The sequence below is a fragment of the Cellulosimicrobium sp. KWT-B genome (assembly GCF_002127155.1).
GTDB lineage: Bacteria > Actinomycetota > Actinomycetes > Actinomycetales > Cellulomonadaceae > Cellulosimicrobium > Cellulosimicrobium funkei.
Genome location: NZ_NEDO01000002.1, coordinates 623370 through 646436 on the forward strand (window position 1 = coordinate 623370; position 23067 = coordinate 646436).

24 protein-coding genes are annotated in these 23067 nt (G+C 76.5%); 18 read left to right on the plus strand and 6 right to left on the minus strand.

The features are described from left to right. Positions 1-63: 63 nt before the first annotated feature. Positions 64-1773, minus strand: coding sequence for an alpha/beta hydrolase (locus tag B9L22_RS08950; protein WP_086150065.1), 1710 nt, complete (start codon positions 1771-1773; stop codon positions 64-66). A gap of 145 nt (positions 1774-1918) precedes the next feature. Between B9L22_RS08950 and B9L22_RS08955 the strand changes: the two genes are divergently transcribed. After that, the gene (locus B9L22_RS08955) at positions 1919-2464 is read left to right on the plus strand and encodes a GNAT family N-acetyltransferase (protein ID WP_086150066.1); all 546 of its coding nucleotides are present in this window, start codon (positions 1919-1921) and stop codon (positions 2462-2464) included. Positions 2465-2779: 315 nt separating this feature from the next. Next, complete coding sequence (locus tag B9L22_RS20490) at positions 2780-2860, plus strand: toxin-antitoxin system HicB family antitoxin (protein ID WP_233139959.1); 81 nt, start codon at positions 2780-2782, stop codon at positions 2858-2860. A gap of 136 nt (positions 2861-2996) precedes the next feature. Here B9L22_RS20490 and B9L22_RS08965 read toward each other — a convergent pair whose 3' ends face one another. Continuing rightward, on the minus strand, positions 2997-4229 hold the full coding sequence (locus B9L22_RS08965; protein ID WP_086150241.1) for an SLC13 family permease: 1233 nt from the start codon (positions 4227-4229) through the stop codon (positions 2997-2999). Positions 4230-4391: 162 nt separating this feature from the next. Here B9L22_RS08965 and B9L22_RS08970 point away from each other — a divergent pair, with 162 nt between their 5' ends. The 8 genes from B9L22_RS08970 to B9L22_RS09005 all read left to right on the plus strand — a co-directional run bounded on the left by B9L22_RS08970 (position 4392) and on the right by B9L22_RS09005 (position 11542). Then, entirely contained in the window at positions 4392-4796 is a 405-nt protein-coding gene (locus tag B9L22_RS08970) for a metalloregulator ArsR/SmtB family transcription factor (RefSeq protein WP_086150067.1), read from the plus strand. Continuing rightward, a complete protein-coding gene (locus tag B9L22_RS08975; protein ID WP_086150068.1) occupies positions 4793-5854 on the plus strand; it encodes a cation diffusion facilitator family transporter in 1062 nt (353 codons plus the stop codon). Before B9L22_RS08970 ends, B9L22_RS08975 begins: the two co-directional genes overlap by 4 nt. 47 nt (positions 5855-5901) lie before the next feature. Continuing rightward, a complete protein-coding gene (locus B9L22_RS08980) occupies positions 5902-7545 on the plus strand; it encodes an ATP-dependent DNA ligase (RefSeq protein ID WP_086150069.1) in 1644 nt (547 codons plus the stop codon). A 139-nt stretch (positions 7546-7684) separates the two neighbouring features. Then, on the plus strand, positions 7685-8338 hold the full coding sequence (locus B9L22_RS08985; protein WP_086150070.1) for a fasciclin domain-containing protein: 654 nt from the start codon (positions 7685-7687) through the stop codon (positions 8336-8338). Between the two features lie 146 nt (positions 8339-8484). Beyond that, entirely contained in the window at positions 8485-9363 is an 879-nt protein-coding gene (locus tag B9L22_RS08990; protein WP_086150071.1) for a DUF4397 domain-containing protein, read from the plus strand. Then, complete coding sequence (locus B9L22_RS08995) at positions 9360-10082, plus strand: class F sortase (RefSeq protein ID WP_233139905.1); 723 nt, start codon at positions 9360-9362, stop codon at positions 10080-10082. Before B9L22_RS08990 ends, B9L22_RS08995 begins: the two co-directional genes overlap by 4 nt. A gap of 88 nt (positions 10083-10170) precedes the next feature. Then, positions 10171-10752: an RNA polymerase sigma factor gene (locus B9L22_RS09000; RefSeq protein WP_198947259.1), complete on the plus strand. Its 582-nt coding sequence runs from the start codon at positions 10171-10173 to the stop codon at positions 10750-10752. Then, the gene (locus B9L22_RS09005) at positions 10736-11542 is read left to right on the plus strand and encodes an anti-sigma factor (RefSeq protein WP_086150074.1); all 807 of its coding nucleotides are present in this window, start codon (positions 10736-10738) and stop codon (positions 11540-11542) included. Before B9L22_RS09000 ends, B9L22_RS09005 begins: the two co-directional genes overlap by 17 nt. 29 nt (positions 11543-11571) lie before the next feature. Here B9L22_RS09005 and B9L22_RS09010 read toward each other — a convergent pair whose 3' ends face one another. Then, positions 11572-12150 (minus strand): dihydrofolate reductase family protein, encoded by a 579-nt coding sequence (locus B9L22_RS09010; protein ID WP_086150242.1) that lies wholly within the window; start codon positions 12148-12150, stop codon positions 11572-11574. A 78-nt stretch (positions 12151-12228) separates the two neighbouring features. On the opposite strand from B9L22_RS09010, the gene B9L22_RS09015 reads away from it, so the two are divergent. Further along, positions 12229-12801, plus strand: a complete 573-nt coding sequence (locus tag B9L22_RS09015; protein ID WP_086150075.1) for a TetR/AcrR family transcriptional regulator — start codon at positions 12229-12231, stop codon at positions 12799-12801. A gap of 32 nt (positions 12802-12833) precedes the next feature. Here the strand turns inward: B9L22_RS09015 and B9L22_RS09020 are convergent, their stop codons facing one another. Next, positions 12834-14786 carry a BTAD domain-containing putative transcriptional regulator gene (locus B9L22_RS09020; RefSeq protein ID WP_198947260.1) on the minus strand — a complete coding sequence of 651 codons (1953 nt, stop codon included), beginning with the start codon at positions 14784-14786 and terminating at the stop codon, positions 12834-12836. 149 nt (positions 14787-14935) lie between these two features. Between B9L22_RS09020 and B9L22_RS09025 the strand changes: the two genes are divergently transcribed. After that, positions 14936-15808, plus strand: a complete 873-nt coding sequence (locus B9L22_RS09025) for an alpha/beta fold hydrolase (RefSeq protein WP_086150076.1) — start codon at positions 14936-14938, stop codon at positions 15806-15808. Positions 15809-15844: 36 nt separating this feature from the next. Here B9L22_RS09025 and B9L22_RS09030 read toward each other — a convergent pair whose 3' ends face one another. Then, positions 15845-16357: a carboxymuconolactone decarboxylase family protein gene (locus tag B9L22_RS09030; protein WP_086150077.1), complete on the minus strand. Its 513-nt coding sequence runs from the start codon at positions 16355-16357 to the stop codon at positions 15845-15847. 46 nt (positions 16358-16403) lie between these two features. Between B9L22_RS09030 and B9L22_RS09035 the strand changes: the two genes are divergently transcribed. Continuing rightward, positions 16404-17849 (plus strand): PLP-dependent aminotransferase family protein, encoded by a 1446-nt coding sequence (locus B9L22_RS09035; protein WP_233139906.1) that lies wholly within the window; start codon positions 16404-16406, stop codon positions 17847-17849. A 25-nt stretch (positions 17850-17874) separates the two neighbouring features. On the opposite strand, the gene B9L22_RS20000 is transcribed toward B9L22_RS09035, so the two are convergent. Continuing rightward, the gene (locus tag B9L22_RS20000; protein WP_158097180.1) at positions 17875-18504 is read right to left on the minus strand and encodes a PAS and ANTAR domain-containing protein; all 630 of its coding nucleotides are present in this window, start codon (positions 18502-18504) and stop codon (positions 17875-17877) included. Between the two features lie 246 nt (positions 18505-18750). On the opposite strand from B9L22_RS20000, the gene B9L22_RS20005 reads away from it, so the two are divergent. The 5 genes from B9L22_RS20005 (at position 18751) to B9L22_RS09060 (ending at position 23021) form a co-directional block, all read left to right on the plus strand. Beyond that, a complete protein-coding gene (locus B9L22_RS20005; protein WP_086150078.1) occupies positions 18751-19440 on the plus strand; it encodes a GAF domain-containing protein in 690 nt (229 codons plus the stop codon). Positions 19441-19519: 79 nt separating this feature from the next. Beyond that, positions 19520-20227, plus strand: a complete 708-nt coding sequence (locus tag B9L22_RS19700) for an ANTAR domain-containing protein (protein ID WP_158097181.1) — start codon at positions 19520-19522, stop codon at positions 20225-20227. Beyond that, complete coding sequence (locus B9L22_RS19705; RefSeq protein ID WP_143317207.1) at positions 20224-20922, plus strand: GAF and ANTAR domain-containing protein; 699 nt, start codon at positions 20224-20226, stop codon at positions 20920-20922. The genes B9L22_RS19700 and B9L22_RS19705 overlap by 4 nt, the downstream gene beginning before the upstream one ends. A 50-nt stretch (positions 20923-20972) precedes the next feature. Next, a complete protein-coding gene (locus B9L22_RS09055) occupies positions 20973-21989 on the plus strand; it encodes a zinc-binding dehydrogenase (RefSeq protein ID WP_086150079.1) in 1017 nt (338 codons plus the stop codon). Between the two features lie 87 nt (positions 21990-22076). Further along, positions 22077-23021 (plus strand): hypothetical protein, encoded by a 945-nt coding sequence (locus B9L22_RS09060; RefSeq protein ID WP_086150080.1) that lies wholly within the window; start codon positions 22077-22079, stop codon positions 23019-23021. The last annotated feature ends 46 nt before the right edge of the window (positions 23022-23067 follow it).

The window sequence follows — 23067 nt, forward strand, 5'->3', positions numbered from 1 at the left end:
CGCACGGGACCAGCGGGCACCGTCCGGCGGGTCGGCGCGTCGGCGGGTCCGCAGGTCAGCGGGTCAGACGACCGGCAGGCGCAGCGCCTCCCCGAGCGGGACCGACGGGCCCTGGAACGGCACGACGTCCTGCTCGCACGTGGCGCCGTCGGTCGCGTCGAGGTCCACGAGGTACCGCGCGACGGCGTCGTCCGCGCACGCGCTCTTGCCGATGATCGTGTGGCCCCAGCCCTCGACGGTGAGCACGCGGGGGTCGGGCCAGCGGTCGGCGTAGGGCTGCGTGAACCCGTACGGCGTCGCGGGATCGAACCGGGTGCCGACCACGAGCACGGGAGCCTCCGTCGTCTGGTCCCACGGGCCCGTGAACGCGTCGCGGTCCTCGACGGGCACGAACTCGCACTGGACGCCCACCCAGCCGCGGAAGCGCCCGAAGTGCGGGTACTGCGCGTCGAGCGCGTCGACCTTCGCGGGGTACTGCCACGGCCGGCCTGGGGTCGTCGTGTCGACGCACAGGCTCGCGAGCGCGCCGCCGACGGACGCGTAGTCCTCGGCGAACCCGGCGCGGCGGAGCAGCTCCCCGAGCGAGGGCAGGGCACCGAGCGTGCGCTGGCGGTCCGCGGCCGCGGGCGGCTCGACGGCGCCGCTCAGCACCGCGAGCGACGCGAGCGTGAGGTCGAGGTCGCCCCACGCGGCGGGCTCGTACAGGTACTGGAAGACGAGCGCCACCGTGTCCGGGTACCCGACGCGCACGCTCGTGCCGTCGGGGAGCGGCACGTCGACGGGCGCCTCGCGGAGCGCGGCGTAGGTCGCCTCGACGACGTCGGCCGGGTCGCCGAGCGACGCGAGCGCGCACGCCGACGGCCTCGCCTCCGCGCACAGCCGCGTGAACTCGCCGAACGTCTCGGTCGCGCCGGCGGCCTGCCCGATCCGGGCGCCGATCAGCTCGCGCGACCCGACGCCCGACCACGCGTCGACGTCCATCGTGCCGTCGAGCACGAGGGCGCGGACGCGGTCCGGGAACAGCGCCCCGTACGTCGCGCCGAGCACCGTGCCGTAGGAGTACCCCACGTAGCTGAGCTGCTCGTCGCCCACCGCCTGGCGCAGCAGGTCCATGTCCCGCGCGACGTTCGCCGTCGACGCGTGCGCGATCCGGTCGCCCGAGAACAGCGTGCACGACGCCCCGAACGCCGCCATCTGGCCGAGGTAGCGCGCCTCCTCGCGGTCGGTCACGGGGAACGCGGGCAGGCCCGCGAGGAACGCGTTCTCGCGGTCCTGGTCGCGGAAGCACGTCGCGGGGTCGGACGTCCCGACGGCACGCGGGTCGAACCCGATGACGTCGAACCGGGCGAGCACGTCGTCGTCGAAGAGCGAGCCCCCGAGCAGGTGCAGCGTCTCGACGCCCGGGCCGCCCGGGCCGCCGAAGTTGGTGAACAGGCTCCCGATCCGCTGCTCGGGGTCGGACGCCGGGAGCCGCGTCAGGCCGATGGTCGTCGTGCGGCCGTGGGGGCGGTCGTAGTCGGTCGGCACCTGCGCCGTCGCGCACTCGAACGCCTCGAGGCCGTCGCCGTCGCACGGCCCCCACGCGATCTCGGGCACGGGGGCCTCGACCTGGGCGGCCGTCGTCGTGGCGGGTCCGGTGCGGGCCGACGCCGTGGCGGCGCCGGTGCGGGCTGGCTCACCCCCCGGGCCCGCGACGGCCGCGGCGGGGACCCCGCCGAGCAGGAGGACCGCCGCCAGCGACGAGGCGGCGGCGCGGACGGTTCGTGTCGTCATCGATCGCGAAGTCATCGCTCCCCATCCGACCACGGCCCCGCGAGGAGCGCACCCGGGCCGACGCGCGGCACGGTCACCGGTCCTCCCGGGAGCGGCGGCAGCGATTTCCGTTGCCCTCGGTCGTGCGCCCGTCGAGAGTGTCGGCATGCTGATCAGACGCGAGCGCCCGTCGGACGTCCAGTCGATCCGGGCCGTCACCGTGGACGCCTTCTCCGCGGTCGAGCACGCCGCGCCGTCGGTCGAGCCCGACGGCGCACCCGGCGAGGCCACCCTGGTCGGGTGGCTGCGGGAGGACCCGGGGTGGATCCCGGAGCTGTCGCTGGTCGCCGAGACCGGGTCCCACGACCCCCAGGTGGTCGGGCACGTCGTCGCCACCCGCGGTCAGCTCGGGGGCCGGCCGGCGCTCGGTCTCGGACCGCTCAGCGTCCGTCGCGACCACCAGCGGCGCGGCGTGGGTTCCGCGCTGATGCACACGATCCTCGGTGCGGCGGACGCCCTCGGCGAACCGGTCGTGGTGCTGCTCGGGGAGCCGGCGCTCTACTCCCGGTTCGGGTTCGTGCCCGCGAGCGCCCTGGGCATCGAGGCTCCCGAGCCGGCGTGGGGGGACTACTTCCAGGCGCGCGCCCTGAGCGCCTGGCGCGGCGAGCACGCCGGGCGGTTCACCTACGCCGCCCCGTTCGACCGCCTGTGAGACAGGTCCACGAGGCGATGGCCAGGATCGAGGCCATGCACGAGGAGAACGACTCCACGGAGGAGGAGAAGTGAACGCCGCCGAGCACCACAGCTACCGCGTGTCCTGGTCCGCAGACGACGGAGAGTTCGTCGGTACGGTTCTCGAGCTACCCTCCCTCTCCTGGCTCGAGCCCGAGTCGGCCGCCGCGTTCGCCGGGATCCGGAAGCTCGCCTCCGAGGTGGTCGAGGACCTGGCAGCCTCTGGCGAAGAGGTCCCCGAGCCCCTGTCCGAGCGCCACTACTCCGGCGAGTTCCGTGTGCGGATCCCCCGGCCATGCACCGCCGGCTCGTCGAGGAGGCTGCCGCGCAGGGCATCTCCATGAACCGTCTCGCCAACCACGAGCTCTCCGCCTGAGAGAGCACGAAGCGCGCGTCCCGAGAGCTACCTTCTCGCGCGGGCTCCGTCGTACCGCTCGGCTCTCCCAGGCCGCGACCTCGAGCCCGGTACCGCGTGCGACCGAGACGCCGGCCGCGATGCCGGATCTCGCCGGTCAGCGCAGCACCACGACGGCGACCCCCGCCGCGACGGCGAGAGGTGCGAGCACGAGGCCCTGGCGGATCACGTGCCACGCGGGCGGTGCCTCCTGCCCGAAGGTGTGACGGCGGTACTGCTGCCACCACAGCACGGTCGCGAGCGACGCCCAGGGCGTGATCAGCGGTCCGGCGTCGACCGCGACGAGCAGGGTCGCCAGCCGCTCGACGTCCTCGCCCGCCGCGGGGAGCAGCGCGAGGAAGGCGGGCAGATTGTTCACGAGGTTCGCCGCGACGACGCCCGTCGCGGCGAGGCGGGCGAGGTCGCCCGGTCCGGTCCCCGTGCCCGCGACGGCGGCGAGGAGGTCGCCGAGCCCGTGCGCGTGCCAGGTCTCCACGACCACGAACAGCGCCGCCACGACGAGCGCCGACCGCCACGGCAGCATCTCGCGCACCGGCACGAGCGGGCGCACGCGCCGCCACCACGTCGCGAGCGCGAGCACCGCCGCACCCGCGAGCGCCGTCGGCGCGACGGGCAGCTCGAGCGCGAACGCGACCGCGAGGAGCACGACGACGGCCCCGGTGAGGCGCAGGAGCACCCGGTCGGGCGGCGTCGGGCCGGGGCCCACGAGGTCGAACCGTCCCCGCAGGTGGCGACCGTGCAGCGCGAGCAGCACGACGACCGTCACCGCGAGGACCGCGAGCGCCGGCGCCCACATCACCCCGACGTACCCGGTGCCGAACCGGTCCGCCGCGAGCAGGTTGGTGAGGTTCGAGACCGGCAGGAGGAGCGACGCCGTGTTGGCGAGCGCGAGCACGGTGAGCGCGAGCGGCAGGGGCCTGGTGCCCGTGCGGCGGGCGAGGGCGAGCACGACGGGCGTGACGAGCACCGCCGTCGTGTCGAGCGACAGCACGACGGTGCTGGCCGTCGCGAGCAGGACGACGAGCACCCACAGCACGATCCGCCGACCCCCGGCGAGCCGCGCCGCCCGGGCGGCGACGGCGTCGAACAGGCCCGCGCCCGCGCACAGCTCCGCGACCACCGTGATGGCGAGGAGGAACACGAGGACCGGCCCGGTGCGCACGAGCAGGTCGCGCGCGTCTGCCGCGGGGAGCAGCCCCGTCGCGGGGAGCGCGACGACGACCACCGCGGCGAGCAGCCACGGCGGCAGGCGACGGCGGCGTCGCCGGTGAGCCGTGCCCGCGGCGGCGCCGGAGTCCGCGCCGACGTCAGCGGGAGGCTCGGTCGTCACGGCGGTCACTGTACGACCGGTGCGCCTCGCTCGGCGGTCCGGAGGCTCGTGCCCTCGCAGCCACGGGGGCGCGCTGCTCCGCCCGTGAGGCGTCGAGGACGGCGAGACCGACGGGGTCGTCCGAGCAAGGACGGGGGTCAGCCGGACCGCTACTATCTGCGTATGCGTGAAGATACGAAGGGTTGCACCTTCGGTACCGAGAGCCCCTACGTCGAGCTCGCGGCCGAGGTGTTCTCGCTGCTCGCCGACGCGACGCGGGTCCGGATCGTCCTCGCCCTGCGAGACGCCGAGCTCCCGGTCAACGCCCTCGCCGAGGTGGTGGGCAAGTCACCGACCGCGGTCTCCCAGCACCTCGCGAAGCTCCGGTGGGGCCGGATCGTCCGTGCGCGCCAGGAGGGCAACCGCGTCTTCTACTCGCTGATCGACGAGCACGCGCGCACGCTCGTGACGCAGGCCGTCTTCCAGGCGCAGCACGCGGTGGACGACCACCCGCAGCATCACGCCGACGGCGCGCACCAGGCGGCGGAGAAGCCGGCCGCGGGCGGTGCGGACGAGGCCGCGCGATGACCGCGCCGCGGCCGGCCGTCCTCGGCCACGGCCACGACCACGACCACGACCACGACCACGACCACGACCACGACCACGACCACGACCACGACCACGACCACGACCATCATCACGAGCACCCGACGGGCCTGCGCGGCTGGCTGCACGAGGTGTTCGTGCCGCACTCCCACGACGCGGCCGACTCGATCGACGACGAGCTCGTCGCCAGCGGCCAGGGCATCCGCGCGGTGAAGGTCTCGCTCGTGGTCCTCGGGCTCACTGCGCTCGCGCAGCTCGCCATCGTGGCGGTGAGCGGGTCGGTCGCCCTCCTCGCCGACACGGTGCACAACCTCTCCGACGCGCTCACGGCGGTGCCGCTGTGGATCGCGTTCGTGCTCGGCCGTCGTGCCGCGACGCGCCGGTACACCCACGGCTACGGCCGGGCGGAGGACCTCGCGGGCCTGTTCATCGTCGCGATGATCGCCCTCTCGGCCGTCGTCGCAGGCGTCGAGTCCGTGCGGCGCCTCGCCGACCCGCAGCCCGTGGAGAACGTCGGGTGGGTGGTCGCCGCGGGCGTCGTCGGGTTCGCCGGGAACGAGGCCGTCGCCGTCTACCGGATCCGCGTCGGGCGCCGCATCGGCTCCGCCGCGCTCGTCGCCGACGGCGTGCACGCGCGCACGGACGGGTTCACCTCGCTCGCGGTCGTGCTCGGCGCGCTCGGCGTCCTCGTCGGCGTCCCCCTCGCCGACCCCGCCGTCGGCCTGCTCATCACCGTCGCGATCCTCGTCCTCCTGTGGGGCACCGCGCGCGACGTCGGCCGTCGGCTGCTGGACGGCGTCGACCCCGCGCTCACGGACCGCGCCCGCCGCGCGCTCGACGCGGTGGACGGTCTGGACGGCGTGGACGACGTCCGTCTGCGCTGGGCAGGGCACCGGCTCACCGTGCAGGCGCGCGTCCTCGTCCCGCCCGAGACCTCGGTCGCCGTCGCCGACAGGACGTCGGCCCGCGCCGACGACGCGCTGCGGCACGTCCTGCCGTCGGTCGGGCGGGTCGACGTCGTGGTAGCCCCCTCCCCCTGAGCGCGCCCCGGCGGGCGAGGCGTGGGTGGTCGGCGCGAGGATGGGGCATGCTGCTCGCCGAGGTCGCCGCCACGTCCGACGCCGTCACCGCCACGCGCTCGCGCCTCGCCAAGCGCGCGGCCATCGCCGACCTGCTGCGGCGCGTCGCGGACGACGCCGCGGGCGGGAGCGCGGAGGTGGAGATCGCCGTCGCATACCTCGCGGGCGAGCTGCGCCAGCGCCGCACCGGGCTCGGGTGGCGGTCGCTGCGCGACCTCCCCGCGCCCGCGGAGGAGCCCGGCCTCACGCTGACCGACGTCGACGCCGCGTTCGCCCGCATGGCGGACCTCTCCGGCCCCGGGTCGTCGACCGCGCGCCAGGCCGAGGCGGCCACCCTGTTCGGCGCCGCGACGGCGCGCGAGCAGTCGCTCCTCGCCGGGCTCGTCTCGGGCGAGCTGCGCCAGGGCGCGCTCGACTCCGTGGTGGTCGACGCCGTCGCCGAGGCGGCGGGCGTCCCTGCCGACACGGTGCGGCGCGCGGTCATGCTCGCGGGCGCGACCGGGCCGGTCGCCCGCGCGGCGCTCACCGCGGGCGGCCCGGAGGCCGCGACGGAGGCGCTCGCGACGTTCCGGCTCACCGTCGGCCGCCCGGTGCGGCCGATGCTCGCGCAGTCCGCACCCGACGTGGGCGCCGCGCTCGACAAGCTCGGCGCCGCGCCGGGCGACCCGTCGGGCACCGCCGTCGCCGTGGACGTGAAGCTCGACGGCATCCGCATCCAGGTGCACCGCGACGGCGACGACGTGCGCGTCTTCACCCGCTCGCTCGACGACATCACCGAGCGCGTCCCCGAGATCGTCGCGGCCGTGCGGGCGCTTTCCGCCCGGGCGCTCGTCCTCGACGGGGAGGCGCTCGTCGTCGGGCCCGACGGCGTCCCCCGCCCGTTCCAGGAGACCGCCGCCCGCTCCGCGACCCAGGGCGAGCGCAGCGCCGCCGAGGAGGCCGAGCTCGCGGCCTCGCTCGAGCTCTCCCCGTTCTTCTTCGACGTGCTCCACGCCGACGGCCGCGACCTGCTGGACGAGCCGCTGCGCGACCGGCTCGCGGTGCTCGACGAGCTCCTCGCCGACGCCGCGGGACCGCTCGCCGTGCGGCGCCTCGTGACCGACGACGACGCGGCCGCGACCGCGTTCTTCGACGCCGCCGTCGCGGAGGGCCAGGAGGGCGTCGTCGTGAAGTCGCTCGCCGCGCCCTACGCGGCCGGGCGGCGCGGTGCCGGCTGGGTGAAGGTCAAGCCGCGGCACACGCTCGACCTCGTCGTGCTCGCCGTCGAGCAGGGCTCCGGCCGGCGCAGCGGGTGGCTGTCGAACATCTGGCTCGGCGCGCGCGACCCCGAGGGCGGGTTCGTCATGCTCGGCAAGACGTTCAAGGGCATGACCGACGAGATGCTCGCGTGGCAGACGCAGCGCTTCCGCGAGCTCCAGACCTCCGACGAGGGGTACGTCGTGCACGTGCGCCCCGAGCAGGTCGTCGAGATCGCGTTCGACGGCCTCCAGCGCTCGACCCGCTACCCCGGCGGGCTCGCGCTGCGCTTCGCGCGCGTCGTCCGGTACCGCGACGACAAGACGGCGGCCGAGGCCGACACGATCGAGACGGTCCGCGCGCTCGCGCGTCCCCTCGGGGGCGGCGCGACGGAGGGGCCTGACGCGGAGGGCTGAGCGGGCGGCGCGTCGAGCGCGTCAAGAAGTCGTCGGCGGTGGGTGCATCCGCGGGCGGCGGTCCGGGTGAAGGAGAGGTGGACGCCGCCCGGCGTCCGACGGCGCACCGCCGTCCCGTGCACGACGAAGGGACTCGACGATGAACCTCCGACGCACGCTCACCGCGGCAGGAGCCGCGCTCCTCGCCCTGACCGCCGCGGCCGCACCGGCCGTCGCCGCACCGGCCCCCGCGACGGCGCCGCCGTCGGGCACCACGAGCCTCGCCTCCGTGCTCGCGGCCGACGGCGACACGTTCGACCGCAACTGGTACGACTTCGACATCGTCGACCAGGCTGTGGCCGCGGTCCTCGCCGCCAAGCCGGACAGCCCCGTGGCGGTCCTGGCCGACGGCACGGTGCCGCTCACCGCGTTCCTGCCGAACGACCGGGCGTTCCAGCTCCTCGCGTTCGACCTCACGCACCGCTGGCAGCCCACGGAGGAGCGCGTGCTCACGTCGCTCGCCGGGGCGGTGGGCATCGACGCGATCGAGCAGGTGCTGCTCTACCACGTCGTCCCCGGCGCGACGATCGACTCCGGCACCGCGCTGCGGTCCGACGACGCCGTCCTCACCACGGCGCAGGGCGCGACGTTCCGGGTCGACGTGCTGAGCAAGCGCCTCGCCCTGGTCCGCCTCGTCGACCAGGACCGCAACGACGTCGACCCGTTCCTCGTGAAGAGCAAGCTCGACCTCAACACGGGCAACGTCCAGATCGCGCACGGCATCAGCGCGGTGCTGCGGCCCCAGAACCTCTGACCGGTCTCCCCGTGCCCGGCCCCGCACCCGCGGGGCCGGGCACTTTTTTTGATGCGTGTGCATCCAGATCCGCACCTGCGGGGGAAGAGGGGGTGTCAGCAGATCGAGCGCCCGGGACGGACCGGGCTCGACCACCGGAGGACACCATGCACCGCACCGCACGACGCACCGCCGCGCTCGCGGGCGCAGCGACCCTCGTCGCGCTGGGGGCCGTCGCGCTCCCCGCCCAGGCCGCCACCGACGACGGCGCCTCGCTCTCCGTCCTGCACGGCGTGCCGGACACGCCCGTGGACGTCTGGGTGAACGACGAGCTCACCCTCGACGACTTCCAGCCCGGCGACCTCGCGGGTCCGCTCGATCTCCCCGCCGGGACGTACACGGTGGCGATCACGGCGCCCGACGCGACCGACACGAGCTCCCCGGTCATCGGCCCGGTCGACCTCCAGCTCGCGGGCGGCACGAGCTACACCGCCGTCGCGCACCTCGACGCGGGCGGACAGCCGACCGCGACGCTCTTCACGAACGACGCGAAGCCCACGGCCGCGGGCCAGGGCCGGCTCACCGTGCGCCACGTCGCCGCGGCGCCCGCGGTCGACGTCCTCGCCGGCGGGACCGCCGTCGTCACGGGGCTGGAGAACCCGAAGGAGGCCGTGCTCGACCTGCCGGCCGGCACGATCTCGGCGACCGTCGCCGCCGCGGGCACCACGGAGCCCGTGCTCGGCCCGGCCGACCTCACGGTCGCCGAGGGCGTCAACACCATCGCCTACGCGTGGGGCAGCCTCGAGGACGGCAACCTCGCCCTCGCGACCCAGACGGTCGAGGGCCTGCACTCGTCGCCGTCGGGCGTCCCGGCCGGGCTCTCGGGCCTCGCGGCCGACGCGCCGAGCAGCACCGCGACGGGCGTCGCCATCGCGTTCGGTGCGTCGCTGTTCGGCCTGCTGCTCGTCGCGGCCACCTTCATGCTGGCGCGCGCATGGCGCCAGCAGCACGCGGCCCACGCCGTCCGGAGCGACCGGACGGCATGACGCAGCGCACCATCGCCGGTCCCGCGCGCCCCGCCCGGGGCGCGCGGGCCGGCCTCCGGACCCTCCTGGGGGCGGTGCTCGTCACCGCAGCGGTCGTCGGCGGATGCTCCCTGCCGTCCGCCGACGGGTCTGCCGACGGACTCGGACCGTCGGCCGACCCCCTCCCCACCCCGGCCCCCCACCAGGGCGGGGAGGCGACCGCGGGGACGCCCGGGCCGGCCCGGGACGCACCGGTGCCGGTGCGCCCGGCCCGGGACATCCCGGCTCCCCCGCCGCCGGCACCCGCGCGCGTCGTCGTCAGTGACCTCGGGATCGACCTCCCCGTCGAGGCGGCGGGCGTCGACCCCGAGGGGCGCATGGCGCTCCCGGGTTCCGGCGACGTCGCCGCGTGGTACCGGTTCGGACCGGCCCCGGCGAGCCCCACCGGGACGACCCTGGTCGCGGCCCACGTGGACGATCCGGACGGCGTCGGGCCGTTCGCGCGGCTCCGCGAGATCACGACGGGCGCGAGCGTCGACGTCGTCGACGCGACGGGCACCTCGTACACCTACACAGTGACCGACATCAGGAGCATCGCGAAGCCCGACGTGCCGCTCGACGCGCTGTTCGACCGCGACGGCGAGCGCCGCCTCGTCCTCGTGACGTGCGGCGGCCGCTGGGACGCCGAGCGACGCTCGTACTCGGACAACGTCGTCGTGACCGCGGTCCCGTCGCGGTGACGGCCCGCACGGGCGCTACGATCGCTGCTACCCGCTCGCCGCTGCCGCCCGGGTGGTCGGCACCGACCCTCGAGGACCCGCCCTGAACGTGACCGAGACCGGGACCACCGACCCGGACCTGTGGCGCCTCGGCCGCGACTTCGCCGACGGCGACGAGCAGGCGCTCGCCGAGGCCTACCGGCGCTGGTCCGCGCTCGTGCACACGATCGCGCTCCGCTCGCTCGGCACGCGCGCCGACGCCGAGGACGTCACCCAGCAGGTCTTCGTCGCGGCCTGGCGGGGCCGGTCCCGGTTCGACCCCGACCGGGCCCGGCTCCCGGCCTGGCTCGTCGGGATCACGCGGCACACGGTGGCCGACGCGCACGAGGCGCGGTCGCGGGTCCGCCGGTCGGAGGAGGCCGCGGCCACGACCGCCCCGGACGCGGGCCGCGCGGCGAGCGAGGACACCGACGTCGGGCGCGTCGCCGACCGCGTGCTCCTCACCGAGGAGCTGCGGCGGCTCGGCGACCCGGGGCGGACGATCCTGGAGCTCGCGTTCTTCCGCGACCTGACGCACGTGCAGATCGCCGAGGAGCTCGGCCTGCCGCTGGGTACGGTCAAGAGCCACGTACGACGAAGCCTGATCCGGCTGCGCGACCGATTGGAGGTGGACGGTGCAGCACATCGATGACGAGACCCTCGCGCTCCTCGCGCTCGGCGAGGACGTGCTCGACGACGACGCGCGCGCGCACCTGTCCTCCTGCCCGGAGTGCGCGGACGCCGTCGCCGGGCTCGCGCGCGTCGTCGACGCGTTCGACGGCGCGGACCCGGCGGACGAGCTCGTCGCCCCCGACGCCGCGGTGTGGTCGCGGGTCCAGGCCGAGCTCGGCCTGACGAGCGCCGCCGCTCCGCCCGTCGTCGCCCCCGCGGCGGTCACCGACGCTCCGTCCGCGCCGACGCTCCCGCAGGGCGTGGCCGAGCCCGGGACGGAGGACGGCGGCGCGACCGGCACGGCCGTCGTCGTGCCGCTCGCGTCGCGGCGCCGACGGGTCTGGGTCCCGGTCGCGGCGGCGGCCGCCGCCGCGCTCGTCGTCGGCGGCGTGGGCGGCGTCCTCTGGGAGCGCCGCGAGGTCGAGCCGCCCGAGACGACGGTCGCGAGCGCGACGCTCGACCCGCTGCCCGACTGGCAGGGCGCGAGCGGCGACGCGCGCGTCGAGGAGCGGCCCGACGGGCGGCGCCAGGTCGTCGTGACGGTCGACGCGCCGGCGCCCGACGGCACGTACCGCGAGGTGTGGCTGCTCGCGGAGGACCTGAGCGGCCTCGTGAGCCTCGGCGTGCTCGACGGCACGGAGGGCCGCTTCGACGTGCCCGACGGCCTGGACCTCGCCGAGTTCCCCGTGGTCGACGTCTCCGAGGAGCACTTCGACGGCGACCCCTCCCACTCGGGCGACTCGGTCGTGCGGGGCCCGCTCGACGTCTAGGCGCACGGTCGTCGCGCCGGGACCGGCGCTCACGCCCGCGCGTACTCCGCGAGCGTGACGCCGGAGCGGAACGTCTGCGTGCCCGTCGATCGCCAGGAGAGGGGCGCGTAGTCCCGCTCGCCGAACAGCGGGACGCCGGCGCCCAGCATCACCGGGTTCACCTTGAGCGCGAGCCGGTCGATCTCGTCGACGAGCACGGCGGCGAGCGCTCCCCCGCCGCACAGCCAGATCCCCCGGCCGTCCTCCCGCTTGAGCGCGCGGACCGTCTCGACCGGGTCGGCGCCGGTGAACAGCACGCCCTCGCTCCCCTCGGGCGCCTCGTGCGTGCGGGTGAAGACGATCTGTCGCAGGTGCCGGTAGGGGTTCGGCAGGTGGTGGTCGGGGAGGCCGACGGCGTAGGTGTTCCAGCCCATGAGGACGGTGTCGAAGGGGCCGTCGGCGACCGGCAGCCCGGCGGCCTCGGCCAGGTCCGTCGGCGCCGTGCCGCGGTACCGGGACCAGATGGGCGCCATGTGGTCGCCCTCGGCGAGGAAGGCGTCGAACTCGCCCCCCGGCCCGGCGATGTACCCGTCGAGGCTCACGGCGACGTAGTAGGTCAGCTCGCGCATCATGTCTCCTGACAACTACAGATGAAGTGGTTTTCGGTGAGACTACAACAGGTGCAGTGGTTGCGATAGCCTCGGCGCATGGCGAAGAACACCGCACGGCGCAGCGCCCTGGCGGACGCCGGGATCGCCGTGCTCGCCCGCGAGGGGTCGCGCGGCCTGACGCACCGCGCGATCGACGACGAGGCCGGGGTCCCGACGGGCACGACGTCGAACTACTTCCGGAGCCGAGACGCCCTCGTCGCGGGGCTCTTCGAGCGCATCGGGGAGCGGCTCGCGCCGGCACCCGAGGACCTCGCCCGACGCGCGGCCCAGACGCCCGACCGCGCGCTGTTCGCGGACTACCTCCGCGACATCGTGCGCCGGTTGTCGACCGATGCCGACGTCACCCGAGCCCTGTTCGAGCTGCGGCTCGAGTCCGGCCGTCGGGGCGAGCTCGCGGCCGTGCTCGGCCCGTGGCTGCGCGCGGGATTCGAGGCCGACGTCGCGTTCAACCGGTCGGCCGGCCTGCCCGGCGGACGCCGGGAGATCGCCCTGTTCCACTACGCGATCGACGGGCTGCTCCTCGACCGTCTCACCACGCCGATCGACCCCGACATCCCGACCGACGAGGTCGTCGACGCGCTCGTGGCAGGGTTGCTCCCGGAGCGCTGAGCGGCCTCACGCCCTCCCCCGGACGGCTGCACCTACGACGCGCGGCGCTCGTCGAGCCGGTCGAGCCAGCCGCGGACGGGCCCGAGCGAGACCAGGCCCGACCCGGCCCCGGCGAGCTCGTCGGGGGTGCGGGCGAGCGTGCGTCGGGCCTGCCCGGCGAGGGCGCGGTCGCCGAGCCGCAGGGCGGTCTCCGCGCGCAGCGCCCACAGCAGCTCGCGCAGGTGGTCGGCGGGCGGCTCGGGCGCCGCGCGCGCGAGCCGCGCGGCCGTGTCGGGGTCGCCCGCGTCGAGCACGAGCAGCGGCTCCGCCCACGGGGCGTACGGGCCGAGGTCGGCGGCCTCCATCCCGGCGAGCGGGCGCCCGTGCCGCACGCGGACGGTGAGGAGCGCGAGCGGGAGCAGCCCGTCGCGCACTCCAGGCATGCGCACCCCGGCGAGCCGGTCGTCGGCGGCGCGGTACGCGTGCGCCGCGGCGTCGGGCGGGGCGGTCTCGGCGTCGCGCATCGCCCGGTACCAGGCGGTGAGCATCGGGACCACGGGCGACTCGTAGCCCGCCGCGACGTCCTCGGCCGCGGCGGCGTGGGCGTCGGCGTCGGCGAACCGGCCCGCGCCCGACGCCGCCTGCATCCGGACGAGGTGGCCGAGGATCGCGAAGGTCGGGAGGTCGTGGTCCTCCGCCAGGGCGACGAGCTCGGCGCCGGTCCGGTCCCGCTCGGGACCGGCGTCCGGCCGCTGGAAGGACTGGAGGAACCGCGCGTTGAGCGCGAGCGCGAGCGTCGCCGGGTCGCCGAGGTCGCGCGCGATCCCGACGGCGTCCTCCGCCGCGGCCCACGCCCACGCGTCGCGCGTCCCGCGGTGCTCGATGCCGACCACCGCGAGCAGACGCGCGCGCAGCACCGGCGCCGCGCCCGGACCGAGGCGATCCAGGGTCCGCCGCGCGACGCCGACGAGCGCGTCGGCGGCCGCCGGGTCGTCGCTCCGGGTCCAGACGGCCGGGACGTCGTACGCGGTGACGGTCCGGGCGGCGAGCACCGGGTCGCCGGTCGCCTCGGCCGCGAGCGCCGCAGCGACGCGCTGCTCCTGCGCGGTCGCGAGGTGGTCGCCCCCGGCGACGGCTAGCGTGCGCGCGACGTCGACCGTGGACCGCAGGTGCGTGCGCGAGCCGGTGGGGGCCGTGACGGCGAGGCGCGGCCTCGGCGTCGGGCCGTCGAGCGACGCCGCGTGACCCAGCACGTCGCGCTCGAGCCGGACGAGCTCGGGGCCCGGGTCGAGGCCGAGCTCGTCGGCGAGGCGGCGGCGCGCGCGCCGCAGGACGTCGAGCGCGTCCGCCTGCCGCCCGTCCCGGTACAGCGCGAGCGCGAGCAGCGCCCACGCGTGCTCGCGCCACGGGTGCGCGGCGGCGTGCGCGTCGAGCACGACGACCGCCTCCGCGGCCCGGCCCTCGCCGAGCAGCGCGTCCGCGAGCAGCTCGACGGCGCGCGCGTGCACCTCGACGAGGTGCCGGCGCTCGGCCCGCACCCACTCCCGCTCCGGCAGGTCGGCGTACGGCTCGCCGCGCCAGGCGGCGACGGCGTCCGCCAGCGCGCGCGTCGTGCCCGACGCCGCGTCCCCGGCCCCGGGAGACGCGCTCGCCCGGGCGACGGCCGCCTCCAGGCGCGCCGCGTCGAGCGCGTCGTCCGGGAGCCGCAGCGCGTAGCCGCCGTGCGCGGTGACGAGGGCGCGCGGGGGCGTGCGCGGCGCGCGCCCGGGCTCCAGGCGCCGCCGCAGGTCGCCGACGAACGTCGCGAGCGCGCCGCGCCGGTCGCCCGTCCCCGCGCCGGGCTCGTCCCACAGGTCGTCGGCGAGGCGGTCGAACGGCACCGGGCGCCCACGGGCGGCGGCGAGGCGCGCGAGGAGCTCGCGCTGGCGCGGGCCGCCGGGGTCGACGTCCGCGCCGTCGCGCAGCACGCGGACCGGCCCGAGCACCTCGACGCGCAGCTCCACCACCCCGCCATTCTCGCCGCACCGGGGCACCGATCGAACGGCACTGATCGGACGGCACTGATCGGACGCTGATCCGCCGCCCGGAGGATGGCGACGAGCCGGCCGGGCACGACCCCGGCACGGCCGAGAACCGCCCCGAGAGAGGACACCCCATGCACATCCCCGGCTTCGAGACCCGCACCGTCGAGGTCGCGCCCGGCGTCGCGCTGCGCGCCGAGACCGCGGGCGAGGGCACGCCCGTCGTGCTCCTGCACGGCTTCCCGCAGACGCGCCACATGTGGCGGCACGTCGCGACCGACCTCGCGCGCGACCACCGTGTCGTCGTGCCCGACCTGCGCGGCTACGGCGAGAGCGCGAAGCCTGCCGCCACGACGCCCGACGTCTACGCCAAGCGCACCATGGGCGCCGACGTCGTCGAGCTCGCCGACGCGCTCGACGTCGACCGGTTCGTCCTCGTCGGCCACGACCGCGGCGCGCTCGTCGCGTTCCGCGCGGCGCTCGACCACCCCGACCGCGTGAGCCACCTCGGCATCCTCGACGTGGTGCCCACGCTCGACACGTGGGCCGTGCTGCACGGCGTGGACGCCGCCGTCGCGTTCCACCTGTACCTCATGGCGCAGCCCCCGGGCCTGCCGGAGACGATGATCCGCAACAGCGCCGACGCGTTCTTCGGGTCCTTCCTCGACGCGTGGACGCAGGACCCGGCCGCGATCCCCGCCGACGTGCGCGCGCACTACCTCGCGTCGAGCCGCGACGCGGTCGACTCGATCGTGGCCGACTACCGCGCGACCGCGACGATCGACGTCGAGCACGACCAGGCGTCGCTCGACGCGGGCGACCGGCTCGCGATGCCCGTCGCCGTGGTGCAGCAGGACTGGGGCGCGCAGCTCGGGTACGACGCCGCGGGCGTCTGGCGGCGCTGGGCGCCCGACCTCGAGCACCTCACGACGACGGCGGGCCACTTTATGGCCGAGGAGGCACCGGGAGACGTCGCCGCGGTCGTCCGGACGCTCGCGCGGCGCTGACCGCCGCTGATCGCCGCTGGCCGCGCCGCAGCGCGGTCAGCGGGACTTCCGCTCCGGGGCCCAGCAGCGGGCCGTCACCGCGAGCGCGTTCCACGCGTTGATCGACACGAGGACGGCGAGCACCGCCGCGGTGCCCTGCTCGCCGAGCGCGTCGAGCGCGGCCGCGGCGACGTCGTCGGGCACGTGGGTCTCCGAGAGCCGCGTGACCGACTCCGCGAGCGCGAGCGCCGCCCGCTCGCGCGCCGTGAAGAAGCCCGACTCGCGCCACACGGCGACCGCCTGGAGGAGCTGGTCGTCCGCGCCCGCGCGGCGCGCGGTGCGCGTGTGCAGGTCGACGCAGTACGCGCAGCCGTTGAGCTGCGACGCCCGCAGCCGCACGAGGTCGGCGAGGAGCGGGGAGATCCCGGCACGCTCCGCCTCGGCGGACGCCGCCGCGTCGACCGCCGCGACGGCGGCGTAGAAGTCGGGCGTGAGCGCCTCGACGTCGAACCGCGCGGGGACGGCGACAGGTGCGTCGGCGGTGGTGGTCAGGGTGTCCGTGGTCGTCATGCCGTCCACGCTAGGGAGCATCGGCCCGGGTCTACAGTGCAATGTCGTGGGAGAAACCTGGGCCGATCCGTCTCTCGCGGGAGCACTCGACCTGCACCTCACGCTCTCGCCGACGCGGCCGGCGCGGTCCCTCCAGGACGCGCTGCGCACCGCCGTCGTCGAGGGCAGGCTCGTGGCGGGCACGCGGCTGCCCGCGGCGCGGGCGCTCGCCGCGGACCTCGGTGTCGCGCGGGGCACCGTCGCCGACGCCTACGCCCAGCTCGCCGCGGAGGGATGGCTCGAGTCCCGCGTCGGCGCCGGGACCTGGGTGGCGCACCGCGACGTCGGGCCGACGGCGCCGCCCGCAGCGCCCGTGCCGCCTCGCCGTCCGCTGGACCTGCGCGCCGGCGTCCCCGACGCGTCGGCCTTCCCCCGCGGGGCGTGGCTCGCCGCGGCCCGGCGCGCGCTCGCCGACGCCCCCGACGCCGCGCTCGGTTACGGCGACCCGCGCGGCGTGGAGACCCTGCGCGCCGCGCTCGCGGCGTACCTGGGCCGCGCGCGGGGCGTCCGGACCGACGCCGACCGGGTCGTCGTCACGCACGGGTTCGCCGACCTGCTGTCGCTCGTCGCGCGGGCGCTGGTCGCGCGCGGGGCGCGCCGCGCCGCCGTCGAGCAGTACGGGCACGCGGCCCACCGCGACGTCCTCGCGGCGGCCGGGCTGGAGGTCGTCGCCCTCCCCGTGGACGACGGCGGCGCGGACGTCGGCGCGCTCGACGACCCGGCAGGGAGACCCCGCGCGGACGTCGTCCTCCTCACGCCGGCGCACCAGTTCCCCACGGGCGTGCCCCTCTCCCCCGCGCGGCGCGGCGCGCTCATCGCGTGGGCCGCGCGGACCGGGGCGACGGTCGTCGAGGACGACTACGACGGCGAGCTCCGGTACGACCGCCGCGCCGTCGGTGCGCTCCAGGCCCTCGCCCCGGACCACGTCGTCTACGCGGGGACGGCGAGCAAGGCGCTCGCGCCGGGCGTCGGGCTGGCCTGGGGCGCCGTGCCGCCCGCGCTCCTGGACGACGTCGTCGCGCAGCGCCGTCTCCTCGGCGGGTCGCCCGACGCCCTCGGCCAGCTCACCCTCGCCCGGTTCCTCGCGGACCACGAGTACGACCGGGCGGTGCGGCGGGCCCGGGCGCGGCACCGGGCGCGACGCGACCGCCTCGCCGCCCTGGTCGCCGAGCGGCTGCCCGGCTGCCGCCTCGTCGGTCTGCCGGCCGGTCTGCAGGCCGTGCTCGAGCTCCCGCCCGGCACGGACGAGGACGACGTCGTCGCACGGGCCGCGCGGCGCGGGCTCGACCTGCTCCCGCTCGGCGCGTACGTCGCCGGGCCGGTGCTTCCCGGCGCCCGCCGCGGGCCCGCCGTCGTGGTGGGCCACGGCGCGCCGCGCGACCACCAGCTCGGCCCCGCGCTCGACGCGCTCGCGGCGGCAGTCGTCTCCGCCCTGCCGGGGTCGCCCCGCTGACCGGAGGCGGCCGGAGGCCCGGCGCCTACCGCAGGAGGGACACGACGCGCCGGGCCCGGTCCGGGCTCGGCACGGTGCCCTCCTCGACGACCCGCCGGGCGAGCTCTCGGAGACGCACGTTGCGGTCGTTCGAGACGCGCTTGAGGAGCCCGAACGCCTGCTCCGTGCCGACCCCGAGCGCGGCGGCGACGACGCCCTTGGCCTGCTCGATCGGCCCGCGGCTGCGGGCCGCGGCCGCGATGTCACGCTCGGCCTGCTGCTCCGCCCGGTCCCGGACGGCGACCGTCACGTCGACGAAGCTGCCCATGAGCTCGACGAGCCGCCCGGTGTCGCGGTCGCGGCGGCCGTGCCCGACGAGCACGAGGACCCGCTCCGCGCCGCGCGCGTCCATGATGCGGTGCATGCTCGAGAACGGCTCCCCGTCGACGCGGGCCCGCTCCAGCAGGTCGCGGACGCGGTCGCGGTCGTCGGGGTGCTTGTGGGCGAGCACGAGCGACGTCGTCGGCACGACCTCCCCGGGCTCGAAGCCGTGGAGGCGGTACGTCTCCGGCGACCACCACCAGGCGTCGGTCGCGAGGTCGACCCGGAACTGCCCGGGCGTCGTGCCGTCGCCGAGCGAGACAGGGTGCAGCGGTGCGGGGTTCTCCACGGACATGGGTCGTCTCCGTCGTCGTTCAGCGGGGTGGTGAGCCAGGTCCAGACTCGACTCCGGGGACTCTAGCCCGGTGCTGGGTTCCTGCAACCGGTCGGTCGCGCCCGACGCCACGCCCTCGCCGCCCGCGTCCCGGCGTACGGTGGGGTGAGGGTGGTTCCCAGGAGAAGCGGGGTGCCCACAGGCCCGCGGTGTTCGCCGCGGGACGGCACCCGCCCCTGTCTCGGCCCCCCGGGCGGGAAGCGGGCCATGAGCCTCGCGCACGACCTCCAGGAGTACGTGACCCGCGCCGCCCAGGCGCTCGACGCGGCCGCCGAGGTGTCGATCACGCTGTCGGAGCACGGCGTCGTCGCCCCGCTCTGCGGGAGCGGCGCCGCTGCCGCACGGTGCGACCGCGCGTCGCGGCTCGCGGCCGACGGCCCGGGGGTCGCGGCCGTCGCGCAGCGGGCGACCCAGCTCGTGCCCCGGGCCGCGGACGAGCCCCGCTGGGACGCGTGGCGCCGCGCGGTCGCGCGCGAGGGCTTCCGACGCGCCGTCGTCACGCCCGCGGAGGTCCGACCCGGGGTCGTGGTCACGCTCACGCTGTACTCGCGCGCCGTCGGGCCCTGGCCGGACCGGTCGGTGCGGGTCGCCGAGGCGCTCGTGCACCTCCTCGCCCGGGAGATGCGGCTCCGGTCCCGTCCGCGGACGCTCGAGGCGCTTGCCCTGCGGCGGCGGGACGACGCGACCGTGGAGCGGGCGGTCGGGGTGCTCCGCGTGCTCGACGGCGGGACGGCGGACGACGCGCGCCGGGCGCTGCACGCGACGGCGAGCCGGCACGCGGCCGGCGTCCCCGCCACGGCGGAGGCCGTGATCCGGTCGGTCGCGCCGCGCGGGGGCGACGGCGAGATCGTCGACCGGCACCGGGGCACGGACGGTCCCGGCGGCCCGGCGGGATGAAACCGCAGGTCGCTCGACGAGCGTGCGCGGTGGCGGATGAAAGACTGGGCGAGGTGCTGGACGAGGACGGAGGCGGTTCGTGGGCGCATCGGAGCTGCTGGGCCTCCTGGCGCGCGCGCTCGCGGCCGCGGACGACGAGCTCGCAATGCCGGCACGCATGTGCCAGGCGTGCGCGACCCTGCTCGGTGCGGACAGCGCGGCGCTGACCGTCGCCGCGACCGCGGAGGACCGGCTCACCGTCGCGACGTCGGACGGCGTCGCCGCCCGCATCGAGGACCTCGAGGAGATGCTCGGCGAGGGACCGGCGCGGCTGGCGCTCGCCGAGGACCGCATCGTGGTCAGCGAGGTCGACGGGCGGAGCGACGGGACCTCCTTCCCCGTGTTCTCGCACGTGGTGGGCGCGATCAGCGGTCCCGCGACGTACCACGCCGTGCCCATGCACGCGGGGGGCCGGGTCATGGGCGTGCTCAGCCTGCTCACGACGTCGATCACGCTCTCCCGAGGTCCGGACGACGTCCAGTTCCTCGCCGACGTCGTCGGCCTGTCGCTCATGGGCGACCTGGACTCGCTCGACTGGTCGACGCGCGCCGAGGTGCACCAGGCGACCGGCATGGTGACCGCTCAGCTCCGGGTGGCGCCCCGCGACGCGCTCGCCGTGCTGCGGGCGCACGCCTTCGCCCGGTCGACCACGCTCGAGGACGTCGCGGACGACGTCGTCAGAAGACGTCTGAGCTTCACCTACGACGAGAGCAACGCCGTGCAGACGCAGAGGACCGAGGAACCATGACGCCGCGAACCCCCACCGACTCCCTCGCCCAGGCGGCCGCCGCGCTCCTGCGCGAGCGCGACATCACGGACGTCCTGCTCCACCTCGTCCAGGACGCCGTGCGCTTCGCCGACGGCGACGCGGGCGGCCTCCTCGTCCGGACCGACGGCGAGCTCGAGATGCTCAGCGCGACGTCGCACACGGCGACCCACCTCGAGCTCTACCAGGCGCAGCGCACGGAGGGGCCGTGCGTCGACGTGTTCGCGACCGAGGCGACCGTCGAGGCCGCGGGTCGCCAGGAGATCGTCGAGCGCTGGCCGCACGTGGGCCCCGCGATCGTCGAGGCCGGCTACCGCAGCGTGTTCACCACGCCGCTCGCGTGGCAGGGCGGCGTGATCGGCGGGCTCAACATCTTCACGGTCCGCGCCGTCACGCCGTCCGAGGAGCAGCGCCGCGTCCTGAGTGCGTTCGCCGACATGCTGACGCTCGCCGTCGCGCAGCCCGAGCACCTGAGCGAGGAGGAGCTCGACCGTCGCCTCGCGCGCGCCCTCGCGGGCCGCGCCGCCGTCGAGCAGGCCAAGGGCGCTCTCGCGTTCCTCCTCGGCGTCGACATGGGCGCGGCGTACGACGAGCTCGTGCGGCGCGCCGACGCGGAGGGCCGGTCCCTCACGGCGACCGCCCAGGACATCCTCTGGCAGGCCCAGCACCCGGGGTGACCCCGCCGTAGGCTCGACGACGTCCCGACCGCCCGCCCCGAGGAGCCCCCGTGCGCGCGACCGTCATCCACGCCCCCTACGACGTCCGCGTGGAGCAGCGCGACGACCCGCGCCTGCTCGCGCCCACCGACGCGATCGTGCGCGTCGAGGCCGCGTGCGTGTGCGGGTCGGACCTGTGGACGTACCGCGGCGTCAACCGGGTCGAGCACCCCGTCGCGATGGGGCACGAGTACGTGGGCACGGTCGAGGAGGTCGGCGCGGACGTCCGGACCGTGCGCCCGGGACAGCTCGTCGTCGGGTCGTTCTTCGCGTCCGACAACACGTGCCCGATCTGCCGGGCCGGGTACCAGACGTCGTGCGTGCACCGGGAGCCCGTGCGCGGCGCCCAGGCCGAGCTGCTGCGCGTCCCGCTCGCGGACGGGACGCTCGTCGCGACGCCCGAGCGGCCCGACGACGACCTCCTGCCCGGGCTGCTCACCGCGTCGGACGTGCTGGGGACCGGGTGGTTCGGCGCCCGGGCGGCCGAGGCCGGCCCGGGGAAGACGGTCGTCGTGGTGGGCGACGGCGCCGTCGGGCTGCTCGCGGTCCTCGCCGCGGCGCAGCTCGGCGCCGACCAGGTGATCGCGATGAGCCGGCACGCGCCGCGCCAGGAGCTCGCGCGCGCGTTCGGCGCGACGGAGGTCGTCGCGGAGCGGGGCGACGAGGGCGTGGAGCGGGTCCGCGAGCTGACCGACGGGCTCGGCGCGCACAGCGTCGTCGAGGCGGTGGGCACGCAGGACTCCATGAGCCAGGCGCTCGGTGCCGTCCGTGCGGGCGGGCACGTCGGGGTCGTCGGGCTGCCGCACGGCGTCGACCTCCCGGCGGTCGACATGTTCTACCGGCACGTGCACTGGTCCGGCGGGCCCGCGCCCGTGCGCCAGTACCTGCCCGAGCTGCTCGACCTCGTGCTGGAGCGGCGCATCGACCCCGCGCGCGTGTTCGACCTCGAGCTCTCGCTCGACGACGCGGCCGAGGGCTACGCCGCGATGGACGAGCGGCGCGCGATCAAGGCGCTGCTGCGCCCCTGACCGCGGGCGACCGCGGCTGCTAGGGTGCCCGCGTACCGCATCGCGTGGCGGCCTTCCCAGCTCATCCTTTTCCCTGGAGGCAGCCGCATGACTGCACGACCCCGTGTCCGGACCTTCCGTCGCGACGACCGCGACCAGCTCACGGACCTCGTCAACTCCCACCTCTCCGCCGTCGTCCCGGGCGCGCGGCTCTCGGTCAACAGCGTGCTCGGGAGCCTGGAGCGCCAGCCCGACGAGCACGTCGTCGACCCGTGGGTCGTCGAGCGCGCGACGTTCGTCGTCGAGTCCCGGCACCGGGTCGTGGGCGCCGCGCACCTGCACCGGTTCACGGCCGGGCCGGAGGCGAGCGAGGACTACCGCGACGCCGGCCTCGTGCAGTGGCTTCTCGTCACACCGCCCGACGACGAGGACCCGGAGCAGTCCGCCGAGGCCCGCGCGGCCGCGGACGCGCTGACGGCCGCGTGCCACGCACAGCTCGCGGCGTGGCAGGTGCGCGTCGCGTACGCGGACGGGCAGCTCCCGTTCGCGGGCGTCTACGGGGTGCCGGAGCAGTGGCCGCACGTCCGCGAGGCCCTGGTGCACGCGGGGTTCCGTCCCGGAGAGCACGCCGAGACGGTGCTGCTCGCCCCGACCTCGGCGCTCCCCCGCGCCGTCCCCGTGCCGGACGACGTCGCCCTGCGGCGCACCCTCGGCCCCGGCGGGGGCGTGCGGTTCACCGCGCACCGCGGCGCGGAGACGGCCGCGTACGTCGAGCTCGACACGACCCTCGGTCGCGCCGAGCGGCAGGCCGCGACGGGGGGCACCGCCGAGCTGGTGGACCTCGCGCCCGGCCCGGGGTCCGACGACGCCCTGCTGGCCGGGGTGCTGGCCGAGGCCCGGGCGTGGCTCGAGCTCGCCGGGGTGCACCGTGTCCTGGTCGGCACGGACGCGACGGACCACGAGGAGATCGCGCAGCTGCGCGCCTGGGGGTTCCGCGAGCTGACGACCGTGAGCCGCGGCTGGCGGCTGGAGAGGTCAAATGTGGTACGTTAGTACCAGAGTTGCGTCGAGGTAGCTCTGCGGACGAGGGAGCAGTACC

Coding starts and splice junctions, on each gene's coding strand:
- B9L22_RS08995 (WP_233139905.1), top strand. CDS start 9,360: ATGACGCAGCGCACCATCGCCGGTCCCGCGCGCCCCGCCCGGGGCGCG.
- B9L22_RS09025 (WP_086150076.1), top strand. CDS start 14,936: ATGCACATCCCCGGCTTCGAGACCCGCACCGTCGAGGTCGCGCCCGGC.
- B9L22_RS08970 (WP_086150067.1), top strand. CDS start 4,392: ATGCGTGAAGATACGAAGGGTTGCACCTTCGGTACCGAGAGCCCCTAC.
- B9L22_RS20000 (WP_158097180.1), bottom strand. CDS start 18,504: ATGTCCGTGGAGAACCCCGCACCGCTGCACCCTGTCTCGCTCGGCGAC.
- B9L22_RS09060 (WP_086150080.1), top strand. CDS start 22,077: ATGACTGCACGACCCCGTGTCCGGACCTTCCGTCGCGACGACCGCGAC.
- B9L22_RS08990 (WP_086150071.1), top strand. CDS start 8,485: ATGCACCGCACCGCACGACGCACCGCCGCGCTCGCGGGCGCAGCGACC.
- B9L22_RS09030 (WP_086150077.1), bottom strand. CDS start 16,357: ATGACGACCACGGACACCCTGACCACCACCGCCGACGCACCTGTCGCC.
- B9L22_RS08980 (WP_086150069.1), top strand. CDS start 5,902: ATGCTGCTCGCCGAGGTCGCCGCCACGTCCGACGCCGTCACCGCCACG.
- B9L22_RS09015 (WP_086150075.1), top strand. CDS start 12,229: ATGGCGAAGAACACCGCACGGCGCAGCGCCCTGGCGGACGCCGGGATC.
- B9L22_RS08975 (WP_086150068.1), top strand. CDS start 4,793: ATGACCGCGCCGCGGCCGGCCGTCCTCGGCCACGGCCACGACCACGAC.
- B9L22_RS19705 (WP_143317207.1), top strand. CDS start 20,224: ATGACGCCGCGAACCCCCACCGACTCCCTCGCCCAGGCGGCCGCCGCG.
- B9L22_RS08955 (WP_086150066.1), top strand. CDS start 1,919: ATGCTGATCAGACGCGAGCGCCCGTCGGACGTCCAGTCGATCCGGGCC.
- B9L22_RS20490 (WP_233139959.1), top strand. CDS start 2,780: ATGCACCGCCGGCTCGTCGAGGAGGCTGCCGCGCAGGGCATCTCCATG.
- B9L22_RS20005 (WP_086150078.1), top strand. CDS start 18,751: ATGAGCCTCGCGCACGACCTCCAGGAGTACGTGACCCGCGCCGCCCAG.
- B9L22_RS08985 (WP_086150070.1), top strand. CDS start 7,685: ATGAACCTCCGACGCACGCTCACCGCGGCAGGAGCCGCGCTCCTCGCC.
- B9L22_RS09010 (WP_086150242.1), bottom strand. CDS start 12,150: ATGCGCGAGCTGACCTACTACGTCGCCGTGAGCCTCGACGGGTACATC.
- B9L22_RS08950 (WP_086150065.1), bottom strand. CDS start 1,773: ATGACGACACGAACCGTCCGCGCCGCCGCCTCGTCGCTGGCGGCGGTC.